Below are 23496 nucleotides of genomic sequence, written 5' to 3'. Positions count from 1 at the left end.
TTATAAGTTTCTTACAGCATCTTTAAACTGCCTGCCTCTATCCTCGTAGTTTTCAAATAAATCAAAACTTGCACAGGCAGGAGATAGCAGCACATTGTCACCAGATTCAGCTATTTTATAAGCTATTTTTACAGCCTCACTCATGTATTGTGTCTCAACAATGACATCAACCATCGAACTAAAATTATTCATTAGCTTTTCATTATCTACACCAAGACAGATAATGGCTTTTACTTTTTCATTAACAAATGGAAATAATTCAGTATAGTCATTGCCTTTGTCTTGGCCTCCAACAATCCATACAGTTGGAGCTTCCATGCTCTCTAAAGCATAATAAGTAGCATTCACATTCGTGGCTTTAGAGTCATTGATATACTGAACTTTATTAATTTTTAGAACTTGCTCCAAACGATGCTCTACACCATGAAAATTTTCCAAACTCTCTCTGATGGTTTGTTTTCTTATTTTTAATAAATGAGCTACGGTTGAAGCAGCCATAGCATTTTTTATATTGTGCTTACCTTCTAATGCTAAATTTTTTGTTGGCATAATTATCTGTTCGTTATCTATTGTTATTTTTATACTATCTTTTTCTAAAAAGGCTCCGTTTTCAATTGATTTTATTAATGAAAACGGCAATAATGTTGATTGCACTGGGTTTTGATCTAACCAACTTGTAATAACTGAATCATCAGCATCATAAATTAGATAATCACTTGATTTTTGATTCATAGCAATACGAAATTTGGACGCTATATAGTTCTCAAATTTGTAATCATACCTATCCAAATGATCTGGTGTTATATTGGTAATAACAGCAATATGTGGCCTAAAATTCAAACAATCATCCAACTGAAAACTACTTATCTCTAAAACATAATTTTCATAATGCTTTTCCAAAACCTGTTTAGCAAAACTATCTCCTATATTCCCTGCCAATCCAACATCAAGTTCCTGTTTCAAAATATGATGTGTCAAGGATGCTGTTGTCGTTTTGCCGTTACTCCCAGTGATTCCCACAATAGTAGCTTCAGTAAACTTTGAGGCAAATTCTATCTCGGAAATCACGGGAACATTGGCTGCTATTAATCTCTGGACCAAATCCACCTTTGATGGTATGCCAGGGCTTTTCATTACAACATCAGCATTCAATATTTTATTTTCAGTATGCTGTTGATCTTCCCAATCAATCTCATTATTTTTAAGAACGTCTTGATATTTTTGTTTGATTATTCCTTTGTCTGAAACAAAAACATCATATCCTTTGGCTTTCCCCAATAAAGCGGTTCCAACACCACTTTCTCCTCCACCCAAAATCACAAGCCTTTTCATACTATCTGATTTTCAATGTCACAATCGAAATAATAGCTAGCAGAATTCCTATAATCCAGAATCTGGTAACAATTTTACTTTCGTGATATCCTGATTTTTGATAGTGATGATGAAGTGGTGACATTTTAAAAATACGTCTGCCTTCACCATATTTCTTCCTTGTATATTTAAACCAACTTACCTGCATAACCACAGAGAGATTTTCGGCTAAAAATATTCCACATAGCACAGGTATTAACCATTCTTTTCTAACAGCTATTGCTATTACAGCAATGATACCGCCAATAGTTAAACTACCTGTATCACCCATAAAAACCTGCGCTGGGTAGGTATTATACCATAGAAATCCAATTAAGGCTCCTACAAAAGCGGCTATATAAATTGTAATTTCCTCAACCCTTGGGATATACATAATATTTAAGTATTCCGAAAATATTATATTACCAGATACCCAAGCAAAAATGCCCAATGTGAGTACAATTATTGCCGAAGTACCTGCTGCGAGCCCATCAATACCATCTGTAAGATTGGCACCATTGGAAACTGCCGTTATAATAAAAATGACAATAGGAATAAAAATGATCCAAGCATATTGTGCCCAATCTTTATTAATCCATGTAATTATTTCGGCATAATCAAATTCATTGGCCTTTACAAATGGAATTGTTGTTTTTGTTGAACGTTCTTCTGACGCGAATAAATCTGTTGGTTTTGCATCTGGGTTTTTAGCTAAAATTTCCTGCTGTTCAGCAAGTGGCAACTTTTCCTTTAAAGTAACATCAGAATGAAAGAATAGAGTTACTCCAACTATTATTCCCAATCCCACTTGACCTAGTACCTTAAATCTTCCTTTTAACCCTTCTTTATCATTTTTAAATTTTTTGATATAATCATCAATAAATCCAATAGTTCCCATCCAGACTGTTGTGACTATTAAAAGTATGATATAGACATTTTCAAGTTTTGCCAATAACAATACAGGAATGAGTGTTGCTAAAATGATTATAATTCCACCCATGGTTGGTGTACCAGCTTTCTCTACTTGGCCTTCTAAACCTAAATCACGAATGGTTTCTCCTACTTGTTGCTTACGTAAAAACTTTATAATACGCTTACCATATATTGTAGATATTAAGAGTGACAAAATAATAGCCATAGCTGCCCTAAAGGTTATAAACCCAAATAAGGATGCGCCTGGAAATTGATACTGCTTCTCTAAATATTCAAATAAGTAATACAACATATTATTTTTGTAATTGCTTTAAAAATTCTTGTACAATCATAAAATCATCAAAGTCAAAACGCTCTCCTTTAATTTCTTGATAGGTTTCGTGTCCCTTACCTGCTATAAGGATAATATCATTAGTTTTGGCCATTTGACAGGCTGCTTTTATAGCTTGTTTTCTATCAGTTATTGAAATGGTTTTTTTGAAATTCTGTGGCTCTACTCCAGCTTCTATCTCATTAATTATAGTATCAGGATTTTCACTTCTTGGATTGTCACTTGTAAAAATGACCTTGGTGCTTAAAGCCGATGCAATATGACCCATTTTTGGTCTCTTTGTTTTATCACGATCACCACCACATCCAACAACGGTTATCAGTTCTTCATTTTTAGTTCTAATACTATTAATGGTTTCTAGAACATTTTTCAAAGCATCTGGTGTATGTGCGTAATCAACGATAGCAGTGATTTTCTCTTCAGAAATAAGATATTGGAATCGCCCTGATACACTTTCTAAATCACTTATCAGTCTTAAAACTTCAACCTTCTCAAGACCCAAAAGTTCTGCAGTTGCATAGATGGCTAAAACATTGTAAGCATTAAAATTACCTACCAAACGTGTCCAGACTTCATTCTCGTTAATCTTCAATAATAATCCCCCAAATTGATTTTCTAAAATTTGTGCTTTATAATCAGCGAAGCTTTTAAGTGCGTAGGTGAATTTTCTAGCTTGGGTATTTTGCATCATGACCAAACCATTTTTATCATCAATATTCACCAAGGAGAATGCTTGTTTTGGCAAACCATCAAAAAATGCTTTTTTAACGTCTCGATATTCTGCAAAACTGTTATGATAATCTAAATGGTCATGTGAAAGATTTGTAAAAATTCCTCCTTCAAAACGAAGTCCTTCAGTACGCTTTTGATGGATTCCATGTGAGCTGACTTCCATAAAACAATACTCAACACCAGCGTGATTCATTTTCTTTAGGTAACTGTTTATTGTCAGTGAATCTGGTGTTGTATGTGTCGCTTTATACTCGGTATTATCAACCATAATTCTGACTGTTGACAATAGCCCTACTTTATAGCCGGCTTTTTTAAACAGTTGATACAACAGAGTTGCAATTGTTGTTTTTCCATTAGTGCCAGTTACGCCAACTAATTTTAAGTTTTCAGATGGTACCTCATAAAAATTGGAAGCCATTATTGCCAGAGCTGTCGATGTATTCTCAACTTCAACATAGGTAACATCTTGCTTTAGATTTTTAGGGAGTTTTTCTGAAACTACAGCTATACAACCCAAAGAAATAGCCTTATCAATATAATCATGACCATCTACTTGAGTTCCTACAATTGCAACAAAGACATCCCCTTTTGAAATCTTTCGTGAATCAAAAACAATATTATTTACAGGTACATTTGTGTTTCCTGCGACAGCATTTAAAGTAACCTTATACAATATGTCTTTTAAAGTCATCATGAGGCTTCAATTACTACTCTTTGACTTCGCTTTACTTTGTCTCCTTTGTTGATTGACTGTGATTTAACTTCACCAACACCTTGCGTTCTCACTTTTAATCCCATATTCTCTAGAATAGCAATAGCATCCATTGTAGGTAATCCAACAACATTGGGCATTATCGTTTTATGTTTTTCAGAGATATCATAGTAAAGTTCATATTCATTTTCAACTGAAGCCTGCTTTATTTCTAAAGATTCCACCTGATCAATTAATGGCGTATCCGTAAATATTTTTTGAGCAATTCGCTTAAAAACTGGTCCTGTTACATCGGCTCCATAATATCCTTTTTCTACACTTGGCTTATGGATAACTACTATGCATGAATATTTTGGGTTCTCTGCTGGAAAATATCCAGCGAAAGAAGACACGTAACGCCTATTGTCTTCCCAATCTGACATCCAATATTCTGTTTTGGCAGTTCCAGTTTTACCAGCCATAGAAAAGTATGGTGAATACAATGACCTACCGGTTCCTCTAACCACAACATTTTTAAGTATTTCTTGAACTTCTTTTAATGTTTTATCTGAACAGATTTTGTTATTAATGATTTCCTTATCAAAACTTTCTATTTGCTTATCCAGTTCTTTTACCTCTCTTATAAAGCGTGGCTTTACCATGACACCATTATTAGCAATAGCATTATAAAAGGTCAAGGTTTGCAGAGGTGTCAATTCCAAATTATAGCCATATGACATGGATGGCAGTGCATTTTTACTCCACTTGTCGTGACCTGGCTCATAAATTGCTGGTTTACCTTCACCTATAATTGGCAATCCTAAAGGCTGGTGAAGTTTCCAGCTTTTAAGTCGATTGAGAAATTTTTCTGGATTCTTCGCATAGTTATCATCAATAATAGTTGCCAATCCTATGTTTGATGAAACTTCTAAAGATCTAGCAGCTGATATTTCTCCATACCCACCATGACGGGAGTCATTAATGTATCGACCATAGAACATTTTACGCCCTCTCTTGGTATCAACAATCGTTGAAGTATCAATTACTTTATCCTCCAATGCAGCCATTAAAGCCATAACTTTAAAGGTAGAGCCAGGCTCATGTGACTCACCAACGGCATAATTCAACTTTTCATAATAAGTACCTTTGCTCGTTCTGCCTAGATTAGAAATCGCTCTAATTTCACCTGTTTCAACTTCCATCACAACAACACAACCATGCTCTGCTTCATAATATTCTAATTGCTGTAATAAAGCATGGTGGGCAATATCTTGAATATTGACGCTAATAGTCGTGTAAATATCATAACCGTCTTTAGGTTCAACCTGATTATAATCCACTATAGGTTTCCATTGACCTTTACCTATTCTTTGCTTAAGACGATGACCATCTTTCCCTCGTAAATATTTAGCTCCAAAGGCACCATCCAACCCTGCTCTAGTTATATTGCCATTTTCATCATGTCGTTCATAACCAATTGACCTTTGCGCAATGCCACCCATAGGATGTTCACGCTTGGTGGTCTGTTCCACAATTAAACCTCCTTTAAAAGCACCCAGATTTAACATGGGAAAATTTCTAACACGTATATAATCTGAATAGCCAATATTTCTAGCAAGTAGTAAGTACCTATTTTTATTGGCCCGTGCCTTTCTAATCAATTTTTCATAATATGAGGTTGACTTTCCTGAAAAAACCGATAGCGAATCGCAAAGTGGCTTTAAGTACTTTTCAAACGTCACGGATGATGGTGTAATAGCATCTATCCGTATATCATACTTTGGAATAGAGGTAGCGAGAAGATTTCCATTTGCTGAATACACATTGCCACGATTAGCAGGAATAACTACGTCCTTAATAGTTCGTTCTTCTGCTAAACTTCTGTACTTATCACCTTGCATAAACTGAATGCTCAATAATTTGAACACCACTGCTAGAGCGAAGATGAACATACATCCTGCTACAAAATACAATCGGTTCAATATGTTCTTCTCGTTTGCTGCCAAGCTGAACTAATTTTGGGATTTCACTTTAATTTTGGTTGGTGGTATTTCTGAAATTGCCAAACCTTTTTCTTTCATCTTCTTTTCGACCACTGTCTCCTTTTTGAGATTCATCAGTTTTCCTCGGCCATCAATCATGGCTGAACGCAATTCTTTAACTTCATTACTCAAACGTGCAATCTCATGTACTTTTTTATCAGCACTATGAGAACTTGCAATCATGATTATAGCAAGCGCAGAAATAAATAAAATCATACGCCAGTTTTTAAAAGCATCATCGCTAATGAGAAATGTTCCTTTTAAAATACTGTATAACCCTTTTTTCATTTACAACTTTTCAGCTATTCGTAATTTTGCGCTACGCGCTCTATTATTGATGTTAATTTCTTCTCTGGTTGGCACAATAAGTCCACCGACTTTCTTAAATGGCACTTCAAAGTTTCCAAAAACATCACGTTCTGGTTCTCCTTCAAAAAGTCCATTTCTAATAAATCTTTTCACCAATCTATCTTCTAGAGAGTGATAGGATATAACGCTTAACCTCCCTCCCTTTATCAACACTTCGGAAGTTTGCAATAAAAACTCCTTTAATACTTCTATTTCTTGATTCACTTCAATACGAATGGCTTGAAAAATTTGAGCTAATATTTTATTCTCCTTTTTATGTTGTAAAAATTGCTTTAGCACAGCCTTTAATTGTTCACTTGTTTTTATCTCGTTATCATTTCTACTTTCAACAATTACTCTAGCCATTGCAGGTGCTTGCCTTAACTCACCATACTGCCACAATACCTGACGCAACTTTTCTTCATCATATTCATTAACCACATGATAAGCTGACAGTTGATTCTTTTGATTCATTCTCATATCTAAATCAGCTTCAAATCGTGTTGAAAAACCCCTTTCGGCAACATCAAACTGATGTGAAGAAACTCCAAAATCAGCCAAAACTCCATTTACCTGCTTAACACCATAGAATCGCAAAAAACGTTTGAGATATCTAAAATTCTCATGTATCAGCGTAAAGCGATTATCATCAATCTTATTTTCAAGAGCGTCTGGATCTTGATCAAAAGCGTACAACTTCCCATTTTCACCCAGCCTTTTTAATATTTCCTTGCTATGACCTCCTCCTCCAAAAGTGACATCAACATAAACGCCATCTTCAATTATATCTAAACCATCAACTGTTTCCTTTAATAAAACGGGATTATGATATTCCATGGTCGTCATCATCTTGTCCCATTACTTCTTCAGCCAAATCTGCAAAATCACCAGTTGCATCATCAATAGCCTGCTCATATTTATCCTTATCCCAAATTTCCACGATGTTTATAGCTGAAGACACAACGATTTCTTTAGAAATATTTGCAAAACCAACCAAGTCTTTAGGTATTAACAATCGACCCGTTGAATCCACTTCAATCATTTTCACACCAGCTGTGAACCGGCGGATGAAGTCATTATTTTTCTTCTTAAATCTGTTGAGTTTATTAACCTTCTGCATGAGTGATTCCCATTCAGACATGGGATACAATTCCAAACAAGGCTGAAAAACAGCACGTTTTAAAACAAAACCGTTTTGCAATACAGGAGACAACTGTTTTTTTAAAGCAGCCGGAAGCATTAAACGCCCTTTGGCATCTACCTTGCATTCGTATGTCCCTATTAATGAATTCAAAACGCTATTTACAGATTCTTGAGATTAAGTTTCAAATATATTGAAAAATATACCACATTTTACCACATTTTACCACTTTGTTGATAATTTTTCGATTAAAAGTGGAATTATGTCGATATTAAAATTGCTTAAAACATCTTAAACTCTTTATTTCAGAGAGTTACAGAGTCGCTAAAAATATTGACTTTATAATGTTAATATCTTGGAATATGGCGTATTACATGTCAACAATAATTATCCATATATTGTGAATGATTTAACTATATTTGCTTTTAGAATAGCTAAACCAGATAATGGCGCACCGATTAAAAAAAGAGAAAAGTTACAGTTATATAGAGGTAGGCGAAGGCACTCCCATTATTGTTCTTCATGGGCTTATGGGTGGTTTGAGTAATTTTGATTCTGTCACAAGTTATTTTAGTAAAAAAGGGTATTCTGTAATTATTCCTGAACTACCTATTTACACCATGTCTCTGCTTAAAACCAATGTTAAAAGTTTTGCAAAATACTTACATGATTTTATTGAATTTAAAGGGTTCGATGATGTTATTCTTTTAGGAAATTCTCTTGGCGGACACATCGGTTTATATCATACAAAATTATACCCAAAAAAAGTAAAGGCACTGATTATAACAGGTAGTTCTGGTTTATACGAAAGCGCTATGGGTGGTGGTTACACCAAGCGAAGTGATTATGAAGTAATAAAGAAAAAAGCGCAAGACGTTTTCTATGATCCTGAAGTTGCTACAAAAGAGATAGTTGACGAAGTTTATGAAACTGTAAATGATCGTAACAAGCTTATAAAAACACTTGCCATTGCCAAAAGTGCCATTAGACACAATATGGCAAAAGATTTACCAAATATGAAAACCCCTACCTGTATTATTTGGGGTAAAAACGATACAGTTACACCTCCTGAAGTAGCTGAAGAATTTGATGAACTCTTACCAGATTCAGAATTATTCTGGATTGACAAATGTGGGCATGCTGCCATGATGGAGCATCCAGATGAGTTTAATGAAATTCTTAATTCTTGGTTGAACAAAAGAAATTTCTAAACCTTATCTCGCTATGGAAATTAAATCGGCAGAATTCGTAATGAGCAATTCTGATGTGGCTAAATGCCCTAAAAGCATGTTGCCAGAATACGCTTTTATTGGCAGAAGTAATGTTGGAAAATCATCTTTAATCAATATGCTAACTAATAGAAAGAGTTTGGCTAAAACATCTGGAAGACCAGGTAAGACACAGTTAATCAATCATTTTCTAATTAATAAAAATTGGCATTTAGTTGATTTACCTGGATATGGATATGCACGCGTATCAAAAAGCGCAAAAAAAACCTTTCAAAAGTTTATTACACAATATTTTAGTTTGCGAGAGCAATTGGTATCTGCTTTTGTTTTGGTAGATATTAGACATGATGCGCAACCCATTGATTTAGAATTTATGGCATGGCTCGGTGAAAATAGCATTCCATTTTCTATCATATTCACAAAAGCCGATAAACTAAAACCCAATGCCATAACCCGACATGTGGAAAACTATAAAATTAAATTATTGGAGACTTGGGAGGAAATGCCTAATTACTTTATAACATCATCTTCAAGATCTGTTGGTAAGGAGGATGTTTTGAATTATATTGATTCAATAAACAGTGATTTTAAGGCATGAAGTATTTATTTATAACAATTGTTGTTTTGTTTTGTTTTCAGGTAAATTTTGCACAAGAAAATATATTCATTGATGAAAATGGAAATGAGATAAAAGAAATTGATTTCAAGAAAAAATCTATGGATAGAAGCCTCATGTTATCAGCCTGGAAACATATTGATGATAAAGGTGAAATTGTATATACTTTAAAAAAAGACCTTTACAAAATAGATATCTTAAATTACAAAGAAGTTAAAGATCAAATTGAAATTCTCATAAATAGAAGGGTTCCTGATAATAACACCATTCTTTTGGAATATTATTACAAAGATGATTTGTGTACCTCAAACAGGGATAATATTTGGACAAGAAAAGAAGTTATAAACAGAAAAAAATTCACGAATTCATTAAAAAGAAAAATTGAGAAAGACTATATAACCTATATCGTTTTATTTGAAAAAGAGATAGTGCTAAAAAACAATCATAACAATAAAAAAGAATATTTTTATGCTGATGAAACTGGTTTTTTTAGAGATAATATCTTCAAAAATCCAACCATTTGTGGCTCATTTGCTTTAATCAAGTCTAACGGTGAAACTGTAATTAGAAATGGCGAATATCGAGCAGACTTGATGGCTAAACATTTAAAACCGGAAAATTGGAATTTGTTTTTTAAACCTCAAGATTAACTCCTTACATCCAAAGCATCGCGCAAAGCATTACCCATAAGCATAAATGCCATAACCAATATCATTATACAAAAACCCGGAATCAATGCTAAATAAGGCTTACCTAGTATAATATAATTATAATGATCTTTTATCATAGCTCCCCAACTAGACATAGGTGGTTGAGCTCCAATGCCCAAAAAACTCAAGCCACTTTCAATTAAAATGGCTGCCGCAAAGTTTGCAGCCGAAATTACAATTACAGGTGCCATAATATTAGGCAGAATATGTCTAGTAATAATCCTGAAATCATTGAAACCTAATGCTCGTGCCGCAGTTACGTATTGCATTTCCTTTACACTCATTACCTGCCCTCTAACTACTCTAGCTACTTCAACCCACATGGTAAGGCCAACAGCAATAAAAACCTGCCAAAAACCTTTACCTAAAGCCAAGGTTATAGCAATCACCAATAACAATGTGGGTATTGACCATGATACATTGATAAACCACATAATAAGTGCATCAACCTTACCACCAAAATAACCTGCCAAACTACCCATAAGTATTCCTACTACAAGGGATATAAAAACCGCAATGAAACCAATAAAAAATGAAATTCTAGCTCCCACAAGGATTCTACTTAATAAATCCCTTCCATACTTATCAGTACCAAATAGAAATGTTTTTTCTTCAACGTAAGGTTTTTGCTCATCTGTGAACTGATTTAAATCAATAGTTTTTGTTATACCTTCCAAATCATCAGCTGTATATTCAGTATAAGTTAATAAACTCTCTTTGTGGGTATAACTTGAAATCGGGATTTCATTTTCGGTATTTTTTCTACCAAAAAATAATTTGTCAAAAACACTTTGTTTACCAAAATTGTCATTTGGCATGACCAACATGGCAACTTTAAAACCTGGCTTTTTAGAGTGAATAGACAAATGCATTTGATTAGCATGTTGCGAGTTATCAGGAGCAATAACATAGGCAAAGACAGAGATGAGGCCTACAAATACAATTAAAAACAAACTAAAAACGCCCCAGAAATCTTTTTTAAATTTCTGGAGCGCTAGTTTGCTTAATGAGCTTGAGCTTTGACTCATTTAAATTAGTCTTTTACTGTTGCTACCTTTTTAATAGAGTACGACATTTTTAAATCTTCAAGCACATTTAATGCCTCTTCCATATATACATCTTTACTTAAACTCTCATGCCAACGTATGCGTTTATCTTTTAAAACTGTATCTTTTTCGAAAAGTCTTTTTTCATACGGCAATGACTCAAATGTTAGATTGGTTTGATAATTTGAGATTTCATCAAACTGTTTAGCTTCTTCCTCATTTAAATCTAATTGCGATTTGTACTTACTATAATTCAATGGATGTTGTTTTTCATCCATACGTGTTTTAACCCATTTTGCGTTTTCTTCAATTAATTTTAATTGTGAATTATCCTTCATTCTTTCAATACTCTTTTTTATGGTCGTATCATAATCAAAGTAACCTTCCCAAAAAGAAAATTCAGCAGCATCAATTTCATCCCAACCTAATGGGTTTTCCTGATCTTTCTCACCAATATCCATAAAGCTATAACGATCCGGAACAATAACGTCACTTTTTACTCCTTCAAGTTGAACCGATCCACCATTGATTCTGTAATACTTTTGTCTGGTAACTTTTAAAGCTCCTAAATCACCATCTTTATAATTTCTTACCATCCTGTTTAAATCAAAAAATGATTGAACAGTTCCCTTACCATAAGTTTGCTTACTTCCAATTACAATAGCACGCTTATAATCTTGCATGGCTGCTGCCAAAATTTCAGAAGCAGATGCTGAAAACTCATTCACTAAAATCACTAATGGACCATCCCAAACAATAGATTTATCTGTATCCTTTAAAACTTCTTTAGGTTCATCAGTAGAACGCACTTGAACGATTGGTCCTTGTTCAATAAACAAACCAGCCATCTCAACTACGGTTTGTAATGATCCACCTCCATTGCCACGAAGATCAAGCACCAAGCCTTCCATTCCTTCTTCTTTTAAACGCTCAATTTCTTTTTTAACGTCAGATGCTGCATTTAACTTCTGATAATCTTCAAAATCAGCGTAAAACTTTGGTAGATTAATAACTCCAAAACGTTTATCATTTTTGGTTACAATGGAACTTTTTGCATGTGTTTCTTCAAGTTCAACAATATCTCGTGTAATTTTTATAACCTCAATTGTTCCATCAACTTTTTTTACGGTTAAGTAAACATTAGTTCCTTTAGGTCCTTTAATTAATTTTATAGCATCATCAATGCGCATTCCAATAATACTCACAGCTTCTTTTTCGTCTTCCTGTCTTACCTTTTGAATGATATCACCAACTTCCAACTCCTTACCTCTCCAAGCTGGACCACCAGAAATCAACTCGACAATTTTAATATTATCCATTCGTTTTTGAAGTCTAGCGCCAATTCCTTCTAATTTACCAGACATCCCTTGATTAAAAACCTCTTTATCTTCAGGTGCAAAATAGGTTGTATGTGGGTCAAATTCTTGCGTTATGGCATTTATAAAAACTACAAACCAATCTTTACGCTCCATATCATCTATATAATCATTATAATAGATATCTATGGTTTTGAGTGTTTCCTTTCTGGACGCAACCTCAATCTCTTCTAATGATTTTTTTTCAACGTCGTCATTTTCATCAGCTGATTCCTGCGCATTTATCAAATCATCATAATTCGCTAGATTGGTATACTTTAATCGTTGTCTCCAACGTTCCTTCATTTCCTTTTTAGAACTTACAAAATCTAAAGCTTCATAATCTGAATTAAAGACCTCATCAACTGAATAATCAAAAGGAGTATCCAATACTTCTTTATAAATAACCTTTGCCTCTTCTATACGTTGCATAAGTCGTTCATGAGTCAAATTAAAAAACGAAATATCTAAAGCCTTTAATTGATCATCAATTTCCGTCTTATAATGCTCAAATTCCTTGATGTCAGATTCATAAAAATATTGTTTTAAAGGGTCTATCTGCTCCAAATAATCTGAATATACTTCAATTGAAAACTCATCATTAATTTCTTTAGGATCAAAATGACCTCGCTCTAGAACATATGTAATTGCTTGAATTAAAAGCTTATCTTTATTAGGGTCGCTAAATGTTTTTGTGGTAAAGCTGCATGAGGCAAACGCCAACAAAAGCATTAATATTAAAATGTTATAATTCCTTTTCATAATTCTCATAATAAGCATGATATATTTTTCACTAAATTAAAGAAAAAACTATGCCAATATAATCAAATGGTACTAATTTTTTGTTAAACACCAAATATTCGACAAAAGCACTCTAAATTATGTATTTTAGCAACTTGTAAATTAACATCAGAAATGTCAGAAAGACCCTTAATTTTAGTTACTAATGATGATGGTATAGCTGCTCCTGGGATAAGAACTCTCATTGAAGTTATGTCAGATTTAGGAGATGTTGTTGTCGTGGCACCAGACAGTCCTCAAAGTGGAATGGGTCATGCTATAACAATCAATTCTACATTACATCTTGAAAAGGTGGTGATTGATGATGGCACGCAACCTGAATATAGTTGTTCTGGCACTCCTGCTGACTGTGTCAAACTAGCAGTGAATGAAATATTAGACAGGAGACCAGATTTATGTGTGTCCGGAATTAATCACGGTTCAAATTCATCAATCAATGTGATATATTCTGGGACTATGAGTGCCGCTCTAGAAGCTGGTATAGAAGGCATACCTGCCATAGGTTTCTCACTTTTGGATTATAACTACAATGCTAATTTTGAAGCATCAAAAAGTTTTGTAAAACAAATTGCTCAAAATGTTCTTAATAATGGCATACCAAAAAATGTAGTTCTAAATGTCAATATTCCTAATCTTTCACAATCTGAAATTAAAGGTGTGAAAATTTGTAGACAAGCAAAAGCAAATTGGGAAGAGGAATTTGACAAGCGAAAAACCCCTCAAGGCAAAGATTATTATTGGTTAACTGGAAAATTTGTTAATTTAGATAACGGTGAAGATACTGATGAATGGGCATTAGAAAATGGTTATGTTTCTGTTGTTCCTGTTCAGTTTGATTTAACTGCACATCATTGTATTCAACAATTAAATACATGGAAGTTTAATGATTAAAAAAGAAGTTTTTAAAGGATTATTGGTAGGACTCATAGCAAATATTATTGGTCTTTATCTAGCCACAATCATACTTGGCAATGGCGATGAGTTTATTACAGTACTCAAATCTGCTTCAGCCGAAGGTTTTTTAGGAAAACTTATAAGTTTGGGTTCAATACTAAATTTAATAGCCTTTTTCGTTTTTATAAAGAAAAAACAAGATTATAGAGCTAGAGGTATTTTACTAGCTACTGTTTTAATAGCTATTTTCACGTTTATTTTTAAATTCATGTAATCATGAAATATTACATTATTGCTGGAGAAGCATCAGGTGATTTACACGGTTCCAACTTAATGAAGGCCTTATTAAAAGAAGATGTTAATGCCTCATTCAGGTTTTGGGGTGGTGACCTGATGGAAGCTGTTAGCAATAATTTAATTAAACATTACAGAGATTTAGCTTTTATGGGTTTTGCAGAAGTTATCATGAACTTAAGAACCATAACAAGAAATCTATCATTTTGTAAAAAAGACATTGAATCCTTTAATCCTGATGTCATTATTTTTATAGATTATCCAGGGTTTAATTTACGCATTGCCAAATGGGCAAAGCAAAAAGGTTTTAAGACTCACTATTATATTTCACCACAAATTTGGGCTTGGAAGGAAAACCGGATCAATGCCATAAAACGTGATGTTGACAGTATGTATGTTATTCTGCCCTTTGAAAAGGATTTTTATGAAAAAAAACACAACTATACGGTTGAATTTGTTGGACACCCTTTAATTGATGCCATTGCCAATAGAAATCAAGTTGACGAATATACTTTTAGAGCTGAACATGAGTTGAATGAAAAGCCCATAATAGCACTACTACCTGGCAGTAGAAAACAAGAAATAACTAAAATGCTTTCGGTTATGCTGAGTATTGTTAATCAATATCCTGACCATCAATTTGTAATTGCTGGTGCTCCAAGTCAAGAATATTCGTTTTACAAGCAATTTATTAAAAATACAAATGTTCATTTTATTTCAAACAGAACCTATGATCTTTTAAGTGTTTCAACAGCTGCACTTGTTACATCTGGAACTGCCACTCTTGAAACAGCTTTATTTAAAGTACCAGAAGTAGTCTGTTATAAAGGTAGCTGGCTATCCTATCAAATTGGTAAGCGTTTGGTAAAACATATTAAATTCATTTCACTAGTCAATTTAATTATGGACAAAGAAGTCGTAACCGAACTTATTCAAAGCGATTTTAATACGAATAAACTCAAAAAAGAATTAGACAGAATTTTGGACAAATATGAACGCACAAAATTCTTTATGGCTTATTATGAGCTTGAAAAAAAGTTAGGTGGTAGAGGTGCTAGTGAAAAAACTGCGAAACTTATTTACAAAGCGATTAGTTAACCAACTTGGTTACATCAAATAATTTGGTCTCATCATTTTTATTAACACCCTTTAAAATTTCATTGATTTTATTAGCGATTGCATAACCCAATAACGGCGGAACAGCATTCCCAATCTGTTGATATTGACTTAACCCCTTCTCCCAACTCATTTTAGTTCGCATACCTTGAAAAATAAAATCATCTGGAAACGATTGCAAGCGTGCACCTTCTCGAGCTGTAAAATTCCTGTGTAAATAAGGGTGAATAAAATTACTTTGAAATGAAGCTGCAATGGTTGGTGCAGGTCTATCTGCATGCAAACGCTGATTGTTTTGCGAAAACACAATTTTAGATTTCTCCTTTGGCTTACCACGTTTTACAGCAGCATGTTCTTGTGGTACATGTGCTAATGATTGACCTGCTTTTATAACTTGAAATCTATCAATAAGTCTTTTTGTATGCCTCATGGCAACATGATTGAAAACTGCCGAGCTAGACTGGCGCATAAACGCTTGATATTTGTTTTCTGCATGAGATTTATACGCCATTTTTTCTTCCCCTTCCGAAGCCTTTATTTGAGGTAAATCTGAAATAGCTTCCCAAACTGTAATTGGTCTATCATGAGTTTGGATAGGGAATTCAGGCTTTATATTTAAATCTTTTCTAATACCAATCATAATAACCCGTTGCCTGTTTTGTGGCACTCCATAATCTGAGGCTAAAAGCACTTTATAATCAACATCATAACCGAATCCAGCATTTTCAAACTCTTCTTTCATAAGCTGAATAACTTTTCCTTTCTGCATTGAAAGTAAACCTCTGACATTTTCCATGACAAAGGCTTTAGGTTGTAAGTCCGTTACCACACGAACGAATTCATAGAACAATTCGTTTCTTGGATCATGCTTTACTTTATTTCTGTTTTTATTTGCCAAAGAAAAGCCCTGACAAGGCGGTCCTCCTATTACAACATCAACCGATTCAGTAACTTGACTTTTTATTTGATTTGTTGAAATATCCCTTAAGTCTTCTCTAATGAATGGCACCCTTGGAAAATTAAACTTATAGGTTTTTTCACAATTTTCATCCACATCACTTGCCAGTAGTGTATTAAAACCAGCCCATTTAAAGCCCAATGCCAAACCACCACATCCAGAAAACAAATCAATTACATTCATAAATCTACTTATTGAACGCTAAAAATAAGAGAATTTGAAGTTTGAACAAATCAACTTTTTGAAAGGTTATTATTTTTTTAATAACAAAATTATGTATTTTCGAAGCATGCATAAAATAGTCCTACTTATTTGTTGTTTGTTCGTTTTAATGTCTTGCAAATCCAAAAAGACAGCAACAGCTTCATCACATAAATCTCATAAAACCGAAACCGAAAAAAACACCTACAGTAACAACTCAAACTACAATGAAAAAGCTGATGCTATAATTGATTACGCTCAAACCTTTAACGGTGTGCGCTACAAGTATGGTGGTACTACAAAAAAAGGCATGGACTGCTCCGGCTTAGTAACCACAGCTTTTAAAAAGGAAGACATTCTTTTACCACGAACCACATCGCAACTCGCTGTATCTGGAGACTGGATAGATTTAAAAGAAGTTCAAAAAGGAGATTTGCTGTTTTTTGCTACCAGAAAAAATAGCAGAACTGTAAATCATGTAGGTATTGTTACTAACACAAGACCTGGCTATGTGGAATTCATTCATTCCACAACAAGCAAAGGTGTTATAACTTCTGAATTATCAGAAAAATATTGGTACTTTGCCTTTGTTCAAGCTAGGCGCATTTTATAATTTTTTTAGTAACTTTCTTATATGAAGTTACTTGATTTCCCGATTGTTAAACTTGTACTATGTTTGGTTATTGGTATAATCATAGGCCAATACATTACAGTTTCTGTCATAATTGCCTTGTGTATTTCTTGCTCGTTACTATTTATCACATTCATTATTTATTTAACATCTAAAAGACGATTTACAAAAAACATTTGGTTTGGGCTATTTGCTATTCTAACTACCCTTTCTATTGGTATTCTGGTTTTGACATTGCATAATGAAAGAAACTTCAAAAACCATTATACACATACTAGCGTTTTTCAAGAGCGTACAGATTCAAAAATCGTATTAAGTATTAGAGAAGTTCTAAAACCAAGTCCATTTCACGACCGTTATTTTGCTGAAGTCATTCAAGTTGATTCAAATCGTGTACGTGGCAAAGTACAACTTAACATTACAAAAGACTCCTTAAATGAAATGTTTCAGGTTGATGATAAATTAATTGTATTCACACATTTTCAAACTCTGAAATCACCATTAAATCCTCATCAGTTTAACTACAAAACCTATTTAGAAAACCACAATGTTTACGCACAGATTTATTCGGATTATCAATCATTATTTTCAGCAAAAAATGATACTCATAGCCTAAAAGGTTATGCCCATAAAATCAGGCAGAAAGTAATGCAACAATTGGAATCTTACAATTTTAAGCCTGATGAAATGTCTGTAATAAAAGCTTTACTGCTTGGCTACAGGTTAGATATTAAAAAAGATTTATATGATGATTACATCAACTCTGGTGCTGTTCATATACTAGCCATTTCTGGATTACATATTGGCATCATACTACTCATGTTAAATTTCATATTGGGATTTTTAAAAAGGTTTAAATATGGTCTGATCACAAAAACAGTTATTATTCTTATACTATTATGGAGTTTTGCTACCATCGCAGGATTATCACCTTCAATTTTAAGAGCGGCTACCATGTTCAGTGCACTTGCTGTAGGCATGAACCTCAAACGTCCTCATAACATATACAATACATTAGCCATATCAGCATTTTTACTTTTACTTTGGAACCCCTTTTTGCTTTTTGAAGTTGGTTTTCAGTTGAGTTATTTAGCAGTTATTGGTATTGTAAGTGTGCAACCCATGCTATATGCTCTAATGAGGAGTCATGTTTGGTTAATTGATAAAATTTGGGAATTGATAACCGTTTCTATTGCTGCTCAAGTCGGTATTTTTCCGTTATGTTTATATTATTTTCATCAGTTTCCTGGGTTATTTTTTATTGCCAATGTAGTAATCATTCCATTTCTAGGAATCATTTTAGGTTATGGTTTTATCATTATAATTCTAGCTGTGTTTCAGGTACCAAAATTTTTCCTTTTTGATTTTTATGAATCAATTATCCATTGGATGAACTTACTATTTAAATGGATTGCTAAACAAGAGTCATTTCTTTTCACTGATATTTCTATGAACTGGTATTTGGCTATTGGAATTTATCTTGTAATCATGACATCCTTAAACTACTTTAAAAGACATTCTAATATAGGTATCGTTTCAGTTTTATGTTCCATACTGATACTTCAATCGCTACTGTTTTATAACAAATGGCAGGTAGAAACAAAAGATGAATTAGTGATTTTCAACAAAACCAAACACAGTATTATTGGGTTTAAGAACGGGAAGGATTTACAAGTATTTCATGATTTAGATAGTCTAACTAAATCTAATGATAAGATAATAACAAGTTACAGAATTGGTGAATTTATTAATTCAACTGAAGAAGATAGCTTAAAGGATATTTATCAGTTTAAAAGCAACAAACTTTTAATCATTGACAGTTTAGGTGTTTATTATCTGAATCGTTTTAAACCTCATTATGTTCTATTACGAAATTCTCCTAAAGTCAATCTGAATAGGGTTATAGACTCATTACAGCCACATATGATAATAGCTGATGGCAGCAATTACAAAAGTTATGTACAAAGATGGAAAGAAACTGCTCTCAAACGAAAACTCCCTTTCCACGCAACTCGTGAAAAGGGAGTTTATATTTTAAATTTAAAATAATTTATTCTGAAAATTCAGGTTTAAAAGCGTTGTAGTAAGTTGTAAAATCTTCTTGAGATTTAAAGTCTTTATGATCATCATTCTTAAATAACTTTAAATACAATTCTAATTGTCTTGGTGTTTTGTAACCAATAACTGGCGTTAAAAACTCACCAGTTTCTCCCAAAAATACAATTGTAGGATAAGACCTAATACTAAAATGGCGCGCTAGTTCATGCACACTATTACGTCTATTCGCTTTAGCAGGGTCGTATTGTGGATTATCAAATGTTTTACCACTAAAATTTACCGTTTCATTCCCTTCCGCATTAAATTTTACGGCATAGTAATTTTTGTTGACATAATCTACGACATCTTTGTTGTGAAACGTATTTCTGTCTAACATTTTACATGGGCCACACCAATTGGTGTAAACATCCATCATTATTTTTTTTGGCTTCTTTTTCTGAAGCTCTACAGCTTCTTCAAGTGTCACCCAATTAATTTCTTGTGCATTTACTTGTATTGTAAAAAACAACACAGCAGCTATAAATAGTATTCTTTTCATTTCTAATGTTTTTTATAAAGTCGTTTTTGAACTTAAATCATTTCAAAAACTGTTCCTAAAGTAAAAAAAACACGCCAAGTAAGACGTGTTTTGTGGATATTTTAACGATTTCTTCGATTAACGAACACCGTGCATTAAACGTTTTAATAATGGATTTAGCAATATTGACACAAAACCAACACCAATTGGTATTAAGGTGAATATCAAAAAGAAGGTACTCATTGAGTATTCTTCTGATATTTTATCTATCATTCCACCCATGGTTCCTGCAGCCTTTTGTCCAACAGCAATGGCTAAATACCATATTCCAAACATAAAACCAATCATTCGAGCTGGAACTAACTTACTTAAGTATGATAAACCTACTGGAGAAATGCATAATTCACCCATAGTATGAAATAAATAAGCCATAATTAAGAAAATCATACTTACTGAAGCCGTTTTTGCTCCTGATGGTATCTCACCAGCTCCATACGATAAAAATGCAAAACCTAATCCAAGTAATATAAGGCCTATACCATATTTCATGGCGGCACTCGGATTGTATTTACTCTCCCACCAGCGTGAAAACAAAGGTGCAAGTGTAATAATGAAAAAGGAATTTAGAATACCAAACCATGTTGCTTCAACCTCGTTACCTTCTTGTGAAAACTTATCATTTAATCTATACAATACTAAAAACCATAATCCAATGAATGCAATGGCTAAAATAATATTAGACAAACCAATTCTAGAAAATGTTTTTTTGGCTAATAAAATTAAAACCCAGGTGATAATAATCAACGGAACTGTTGTTAATAATGCATCTACTACTTTAAAAACCATTGCAGAGTTACCCACTAACATTCTATCGGTATAATCACGAGCGAATAACGTCATAGATCCCAGAGATTGTTCGAAGAACGCAAAAAAGAAAACCGTAAACACACCAAATATAGATACGGCAATAATACGATCTCTTACCAAAGGAATGTATCTTGAAATACGTGTAATCAACAAAATTAAGAATAAGGCCAAGGCAGTTAAAACGACAACGTTAGATCCAGATAACCCTCCAATTTCAAATGGCAACATATTGATATCACCTATCTTTTCCATTGGGTCATTAAACAAATACAACAATCCACCAATTGCCGAAAGCACCATTAGCACTTTATCAAACATAGTAAACGGGTTGAGCTTCTCATCAGATTCAGCATCATGTTCTTTGGGTGCTTCTTCATTAATGTTTTGAGGCAATTCAACTTCGTGTATTTTAGACGGTTTTGCTCCTATACTTCCAAACAAACTTCCAGCTAACCAGAATTGAAGCATCCCTAATAACATAAAAATACCAGCTAATCCAAAGCCCCATGACCATCCAAAGTTTTCTGCTAAATAACCGCAAAGCATCATCCCGAAAAAGGCACCAGCATTTACACCCATGTAAAAAATGGTATAAGCACCATCTTTTTTGGACTCTTTACCCTTATACATGGTTGAAATAATAGACGTAATATTCGGTTTAAAAAAACCTGTACCAATCACCAATAAGGCTAATCCAAGATAAAAAGACATTGTTGTTTCAAGAGCCATTGCAGCATGACCTAAAGTCATGATGACACATCCAATTACAACAGCTATTCGGTATCCTGTAATCTTATCGGCTATCCAACCACCAATAATTGGTGTTAAGTATAGTAAAGACGCATACGTACCAATTAATGCTAAAGCGTGCTCTCTTGGCCATTCCCACCCTGGGTTATCGCTTAAAATTGGAGCTGTTAAAAACAGCACCAACAAAATACGCATCCCATAGAACGAAAAACGCTCCCACATTTCAGTAAAAAATAGCACAAACAGCCCAGCTGGATGTCCAATGACTTTGTCCTTAAATAGATTTTCAATATCCGTATTCATATATAGTTAGTTTAGTTAATTTTCATTTAGTGAACGTTACCCATTAATCGTTTTAAGAATGGCGCTAAAATTAAGGTTATTATTGCGGCTCCACCAGCATACATAGCAATCATATGGAATCCGTCAGTATAAACTCCTAATGAGTCAAAACCACCAACATTTTTATCTGTACTTTCAATTGATAATTCCTTACCAATGAATCCTACTATTTGAAATGCAAATGCTGATGACAAAAACCAAACACCCATCATAAATGCGACAATTCTTTTAGGTGACAAATCAGTTATTTTAGATAGCCCAACAGGAGACATAAATAGTTCGCCAACTGATAAAATAAAGTACATAATCATTAAATAAGCAAAAGGCACTTTTCCATTGGCATCTGCACTTTCACCACTAATGGCCAACACATAAAAACTAATGGCAGCAAAGGCTAATCCCATAGCAAACTTAAAGGGCGTTCTTGGATTGATTTTTTTCTTTGATAAAAACTGCCATAACAGAGAAACAGGAATAGCCAAGATAATGATATACATGGCATTAATTGAATTTGTTTGAGCAGCATCAATGACTGATAAGTTTACATTTCTATCAGCAAATAAAGTAATTACACTTCCTGAAAGTTCGTGAAAACCCCAAAAAATAGTCATAAAAATGGTTATAAAAATGGCTACAATCAACTTCTTCCTTTCCTCAGGTGACACATTAGCCAATATGTAAATTAGGTAAGCTAATACCGCAAATCCAATTCCTTTAAAAATAATATTCACAATATTCTGATCGCCAAAAACTGGCTGATAAGATGATAGCAGGAAAGCGATTAATGGAACAGAAAGTAAAGATAAAATAGTCACCAATTTGCTGTTCTTAATTCCTAGAACTGGTTTATTGTAAGCTTTTTCATCACTAGGCATACCTTGATTTCCAAAAACATTTTTCTTGATTCCACTCCAAAAGAATGCTAATCCCAATAACATACCAAATCCGGCAAGTGCAAAGCCATAATGCCAACCGTACTCACGTCCTAACCAACCACAAAGTAATGGTGAAGCAAAAGCACCAATGTTTATTCCCATATAAAAAATGGTAAATCCTGAATCTTTTCTAGCATCACCATCTTTATACAACGACCCAACAAATGTGGATATATTTGGTTTAAAAAAACCATTTCCAACAACAATAAAGGCTAAAGCTAAAAAGAATGCCATATCATTTTCAACAGCCAAAACAAAATGACCTATTGCCATTAGAATACCACCCAAAAATATTGAATGGCGCATTCCCAAAATACTATCTGAAATTTTACCTCCAACAACTGTTGAGGCATAAACCAATGACCCATATGATGCATATACTGCTGCTGCTGCATAATCTCTAGTTGATAACGCTTCAAAAACAACATCTATCATATAGAGTGTTAGTAAGGCGCGCATACCATAGAAACTAAATCGTTCCCACAGTTCTGCAAAAAACAAATAGAATAATCCTTTTGGATGTCCAAATAATTCTGGCTCTTCTTTAAAATGGTCTAATTGATCTGCCATATAGTATATATTAGTTAGTTTCTTTTATTAGGTTGTGG

21 protein-coding genes are annotated in these 23496 nt (G+C 33.6%); 8 read left to right on the top strand and 13 right to left on the bottom strand.

Going from position 1 to position 23496, the window contains the following annotated elements:
* From murD to mraZ, 7 genes are read right to left on the bottom strand one after another with little or no spacing between them, the layout of a single operon-like run.
* Window positions 1-1332, bottom strand: a complete 1332-nt coding sequence (gene murD, locus C1S72_RS10495) for a UDP-N-acetylmuramoyl-L-alanine--D-glutamate ligase (protein ID WP_104735546.1) — start codon at window positions 1330-1332, stop codon at window positions 1-3.
* A 1-nt stretch (window position 1333) separates the two neighbouring features.
* Complete coding sequence (mraY, locus tag C1S72_RS10490) at window positions 1334-2575, bottom strand: phospho-N-acetylmuramoyl-pentapeptide-transferase (RefSeq protein ID WP_104735545.1); 1242 nt, start codon at window positions 2573-2575, stop codon at window positions 1334-1336.
* A gap of 1 nt (window position 2576) precedes the next feature.
* Window positions 2577-4040 (bottom strand): UDP-N-acetylmuramoyl-L-alanyl-D-glutamate--2,6-diaminopimelate ligase, encoded by a 1464-nt coding sequence (locus C1S72_RS10485; RefSeq protein WP_104735544.1) that lies wholly within the window; start codon window positions 4038-4040, stop codon window positions 2577-2579.
* Window positions 4037-5989, bottom strand: a complete 1953-nt coding sequence (locus C1S72_RS10480; protein ID WP_104735543.1) for a penicillin-binding protein — start codon at window positions 5987-5989, stop codon at window positions 4037-4039. The genes C1S72_RS10485 and C1S72_RS10480 overlap by 4 nt, the downstream gene beginning before the upstream one ends.
* A 60-nt stretch (window positions 5990-6049) precedes the next feature.
* Window positions 6050-6367, bottom strand: coding sequence for an FtsL-like putative cell division protein (locus C1S72_RS10475; protein ID WP_104735542.1), 318 nt, complete (start codon window positions 6365-6367; stop codon window positions 6050-6052).
* Window positions 6368-7264: a 16S rRNA (cytosine(1402)-N(4))-methyltransferase RsmH gene (gene rsmH / locus C1S72_RS10470; protein WP_104735541.1), complete on the bottom strand. Its 897-nt coding sequence runs from the start codon at window positions 7262-7264 to the stop codon at window positions 6368-6370.
* Window positions 7251-7721: a division/cell wall cluster transcriptional repressor MraZ gene (gene mraZ / locus C1S72_RS10465; RefSeq protein WP_104735540.1), complete on the bottom strand. Its 471-nt coding sequence runs from the start codon at window positions 7719-7721 to the stop codon at window positions 7251-7253. Before mraZ ends, rsmH begins: the two co-directional genes overlap by 14 nt.
* Window positions 7722-8014: 293 nt before the next feature.
* Here mraZ and C1S72_RS10460 point away from each other — a divergent pair, with 293 nt between their 5' ends.
* The 3 genes from C1S72_RS10460 to C1S72_RS10450 are packed head-to-tail and all read left to right on the top strand — an operon-like array spanning window position 8015 to window position 10063.
* Window positions 8015-8779, top strand: a complete 765-nt coding sequence (locus C1S72_RS10460; RefSeq protein WP_104735539.1) for an alpha/beta fold hydrolase — start codon at window positions 8015-8017, stop codon at window positions 8777-8779.
* 13 nt (window positions 8780-8792) lie between these two features.
* Window positions 8793-9395: a ribosome biogenesis GTP-binding protein YihA/YsxC gene (yihA, locus tag C1S72_RS10455; RefSeq protein WP_104735538.1), complete on the top strand. Its 603-nt coding sequence runs from the start codon at window positions 8793-8795 to the stop codon at window positions 9393-9395.
* The gene (locus C1S72_RS10450; protein WP_104735537.1) at window positions 9392-10063 is read left to right on the top strand and encodes a hypothetical protein; all 672 of its coding nucleotides are present in this window, start codon (window positions 9392-9394) and stop codon (window positions 10061-10063) included. The genes yihA and C1S72_RS10450 overlap by 4 nt, the downstream gene beginning before the upstream one ends.
* Here the strand turns inward: C1S72_RS10450 and C1S72_RS10445 are convergent.
* Both C1S72_RS10445 and C1S72_RS10440 read right to left on the bottom strand, forming a co-directional pair.
* The gene (locus C1S72_RS10445) at window positions 10060-11151 is read right to left on the bottom strand and encodes an ABC transporter permease (protein ID WP_104735536.1); all 1092 of its coding nucleotides are present in this window, start codon (window positions 11149-11151) and stop codon (window positions 10060-10062) included. The genes C1S72_RS10450 and C1S72_RS10445 overlap by 4 nt on opposite strands.
* Window positions 11152-11156: 5 nt before the next feature.
* Complete coding sequence (locus tag C1S72_RS10440; RefSeq protein WP_104735535.1) at window positions 11157-13286, bottom strand: carboxy terminal-processing peptidase; 2130 nt, start codon at window positions 13284-13286, stop codon at window positions 11157-11159.
* Window positions 13287-13439: 153 nt separating this feature from the next.
* Between C1S72_RS10440 and surE the strand changes: the two genes are divergently transcribed.
* The 3 genes from surE to lpxB are packed head-to-tail and all read left to right on the top strand — an operon-like array spanning window position 13440 to window position 15611.
* Window positions 13440-14216, top strand: a complete 777-nt coding sequence (surE, locus tag C1S72_RS10435; protein WP_104735534.1) for a 5'/3'-nucleotidase SurE — start codon at window positions 13440-13442, stop codon at window positions 14214-14216.
* The gene (locus C1S72_RS10430) at window positions 14209-14493 is read left to right on the top strand and encodes a hypothetical protein (RefSeq protein WP_104735533.1); all 285 of its coding nucleotides are present in this window, start codon (window positions 14209-14211) and stop codon (window positions 14491-14493) included. The genes surE and C1S72_RS10430 overlap by 8 nt, the downstream gene beginning before the upstream one ends.
* A 2-nt stretch (window positions 14494-14495) precedes the next feature.
* Window positions 14496-15611 (top strand): lipid-A-disaccharide synthase, encoded by a 1116-nt coding sequence (gene lpxB / locus C1S72_RS10425; protein ID WP_104735532.1) that lies wholly within the window; start codon window positions 14496-14498, stop codon window positions 15609-15611.
* Here the strand turns inward: lpxB and C1S72_RS10420 are convergent.
* The gene (locus C1S72_RS10420) at window positions 15604-16770 is read right to left on the bottom strand and encodes a DNA cytosine methyltransferase (protein ID WP_104735531.1); all 1167 of its coding nucleotides are present in this window, start codon (window positions 16768-16770) and stop codon (window positions 15604-15606) included. The genes lpxB and C1S72_RS10420 overlap by 8 nt on opposite strands.
* 106 nt (window positions 16771-16876) lie before the next feature.
* On the opposite strand from C1S72_RS10420, the gene C1S72_RS10415 reads away from it, so the two are divergent.
* Entirely contained in the window at window positions 16877-17401 is a 525-nt protein-coding gene (locus C1S72_RS10415; protein ID WP_104735866.1) for a C40 family peptidase, read from the top strand.
* 21 nt (window positions 17402-17422) lie between these two features.
* Entirely contained in the window at window positions 17423-19468 is a 2046-nt protein-coding gene (locus tag C1S72_RS10410) for a ComEC/Rec2 family competence protein (RefSeq protein WP_104735530.1), read from the top strand.
* 1 nt (window position 19469) lies between these two features.
* On the opposite strand, the gene C1S72_RS10405 is transcribed toward C1S72_RS10410, so the two are convergent.
* The 3 genes from C1S72_RS10405 to C1S72_RS10395 form a co-directional block, all read right to left on the bottom strand.
* Window positions 19470-20015 carry a thioredoxin family protein gene (locus C1S72_RS10405; protein WP_104735529.1) on the bottom strand — a complete coding sequence of 182 codons (546 nt, stop codon included), beginning with the start codon at window positions 20013-20015 and terminating at the stop codon, window positions 19470-19472.
* A 117-nt stretch (window positions 20016-20132) separates the two neighbouring features.
* Entirely contained in the window at window positions 20133-21914 is a 1782-nt protein-coding gene (locus C1S72_RS10400) for a peptide MFS transporter (RefSeq protein ID WP_104735528.1), read from the bottom strand.
* Between the two features lie 26 nt (window positions 21915-21940).
* A complete protein-coding gene (locus tag C1S72_RS10395) occupies window positions 21941-23458 on the bottom strand; it encodes a peptide MFS transporter (RefSeq protein WP_104735527.1) in 1518 nt (505 codons plus the stop codon).
* Window positions 23459-23496: the final 38 nt, after the last annotated feature.

The organism is Hanstruepera ponticola, assembly GCF_002940745.1.
Taxonomy (GTDB): Bacteria; Bacteroidota; Bacteroidia; order Flavobacteriales; family Flavobacteriaceae; genus Hanstruepera; species Hanstruepera ponticola.
The sequence above is the reverse complement of the archived record's forward strand: the minus strand, read 5'-3'. Positions and strand labels throughout refer to the sequence as shown.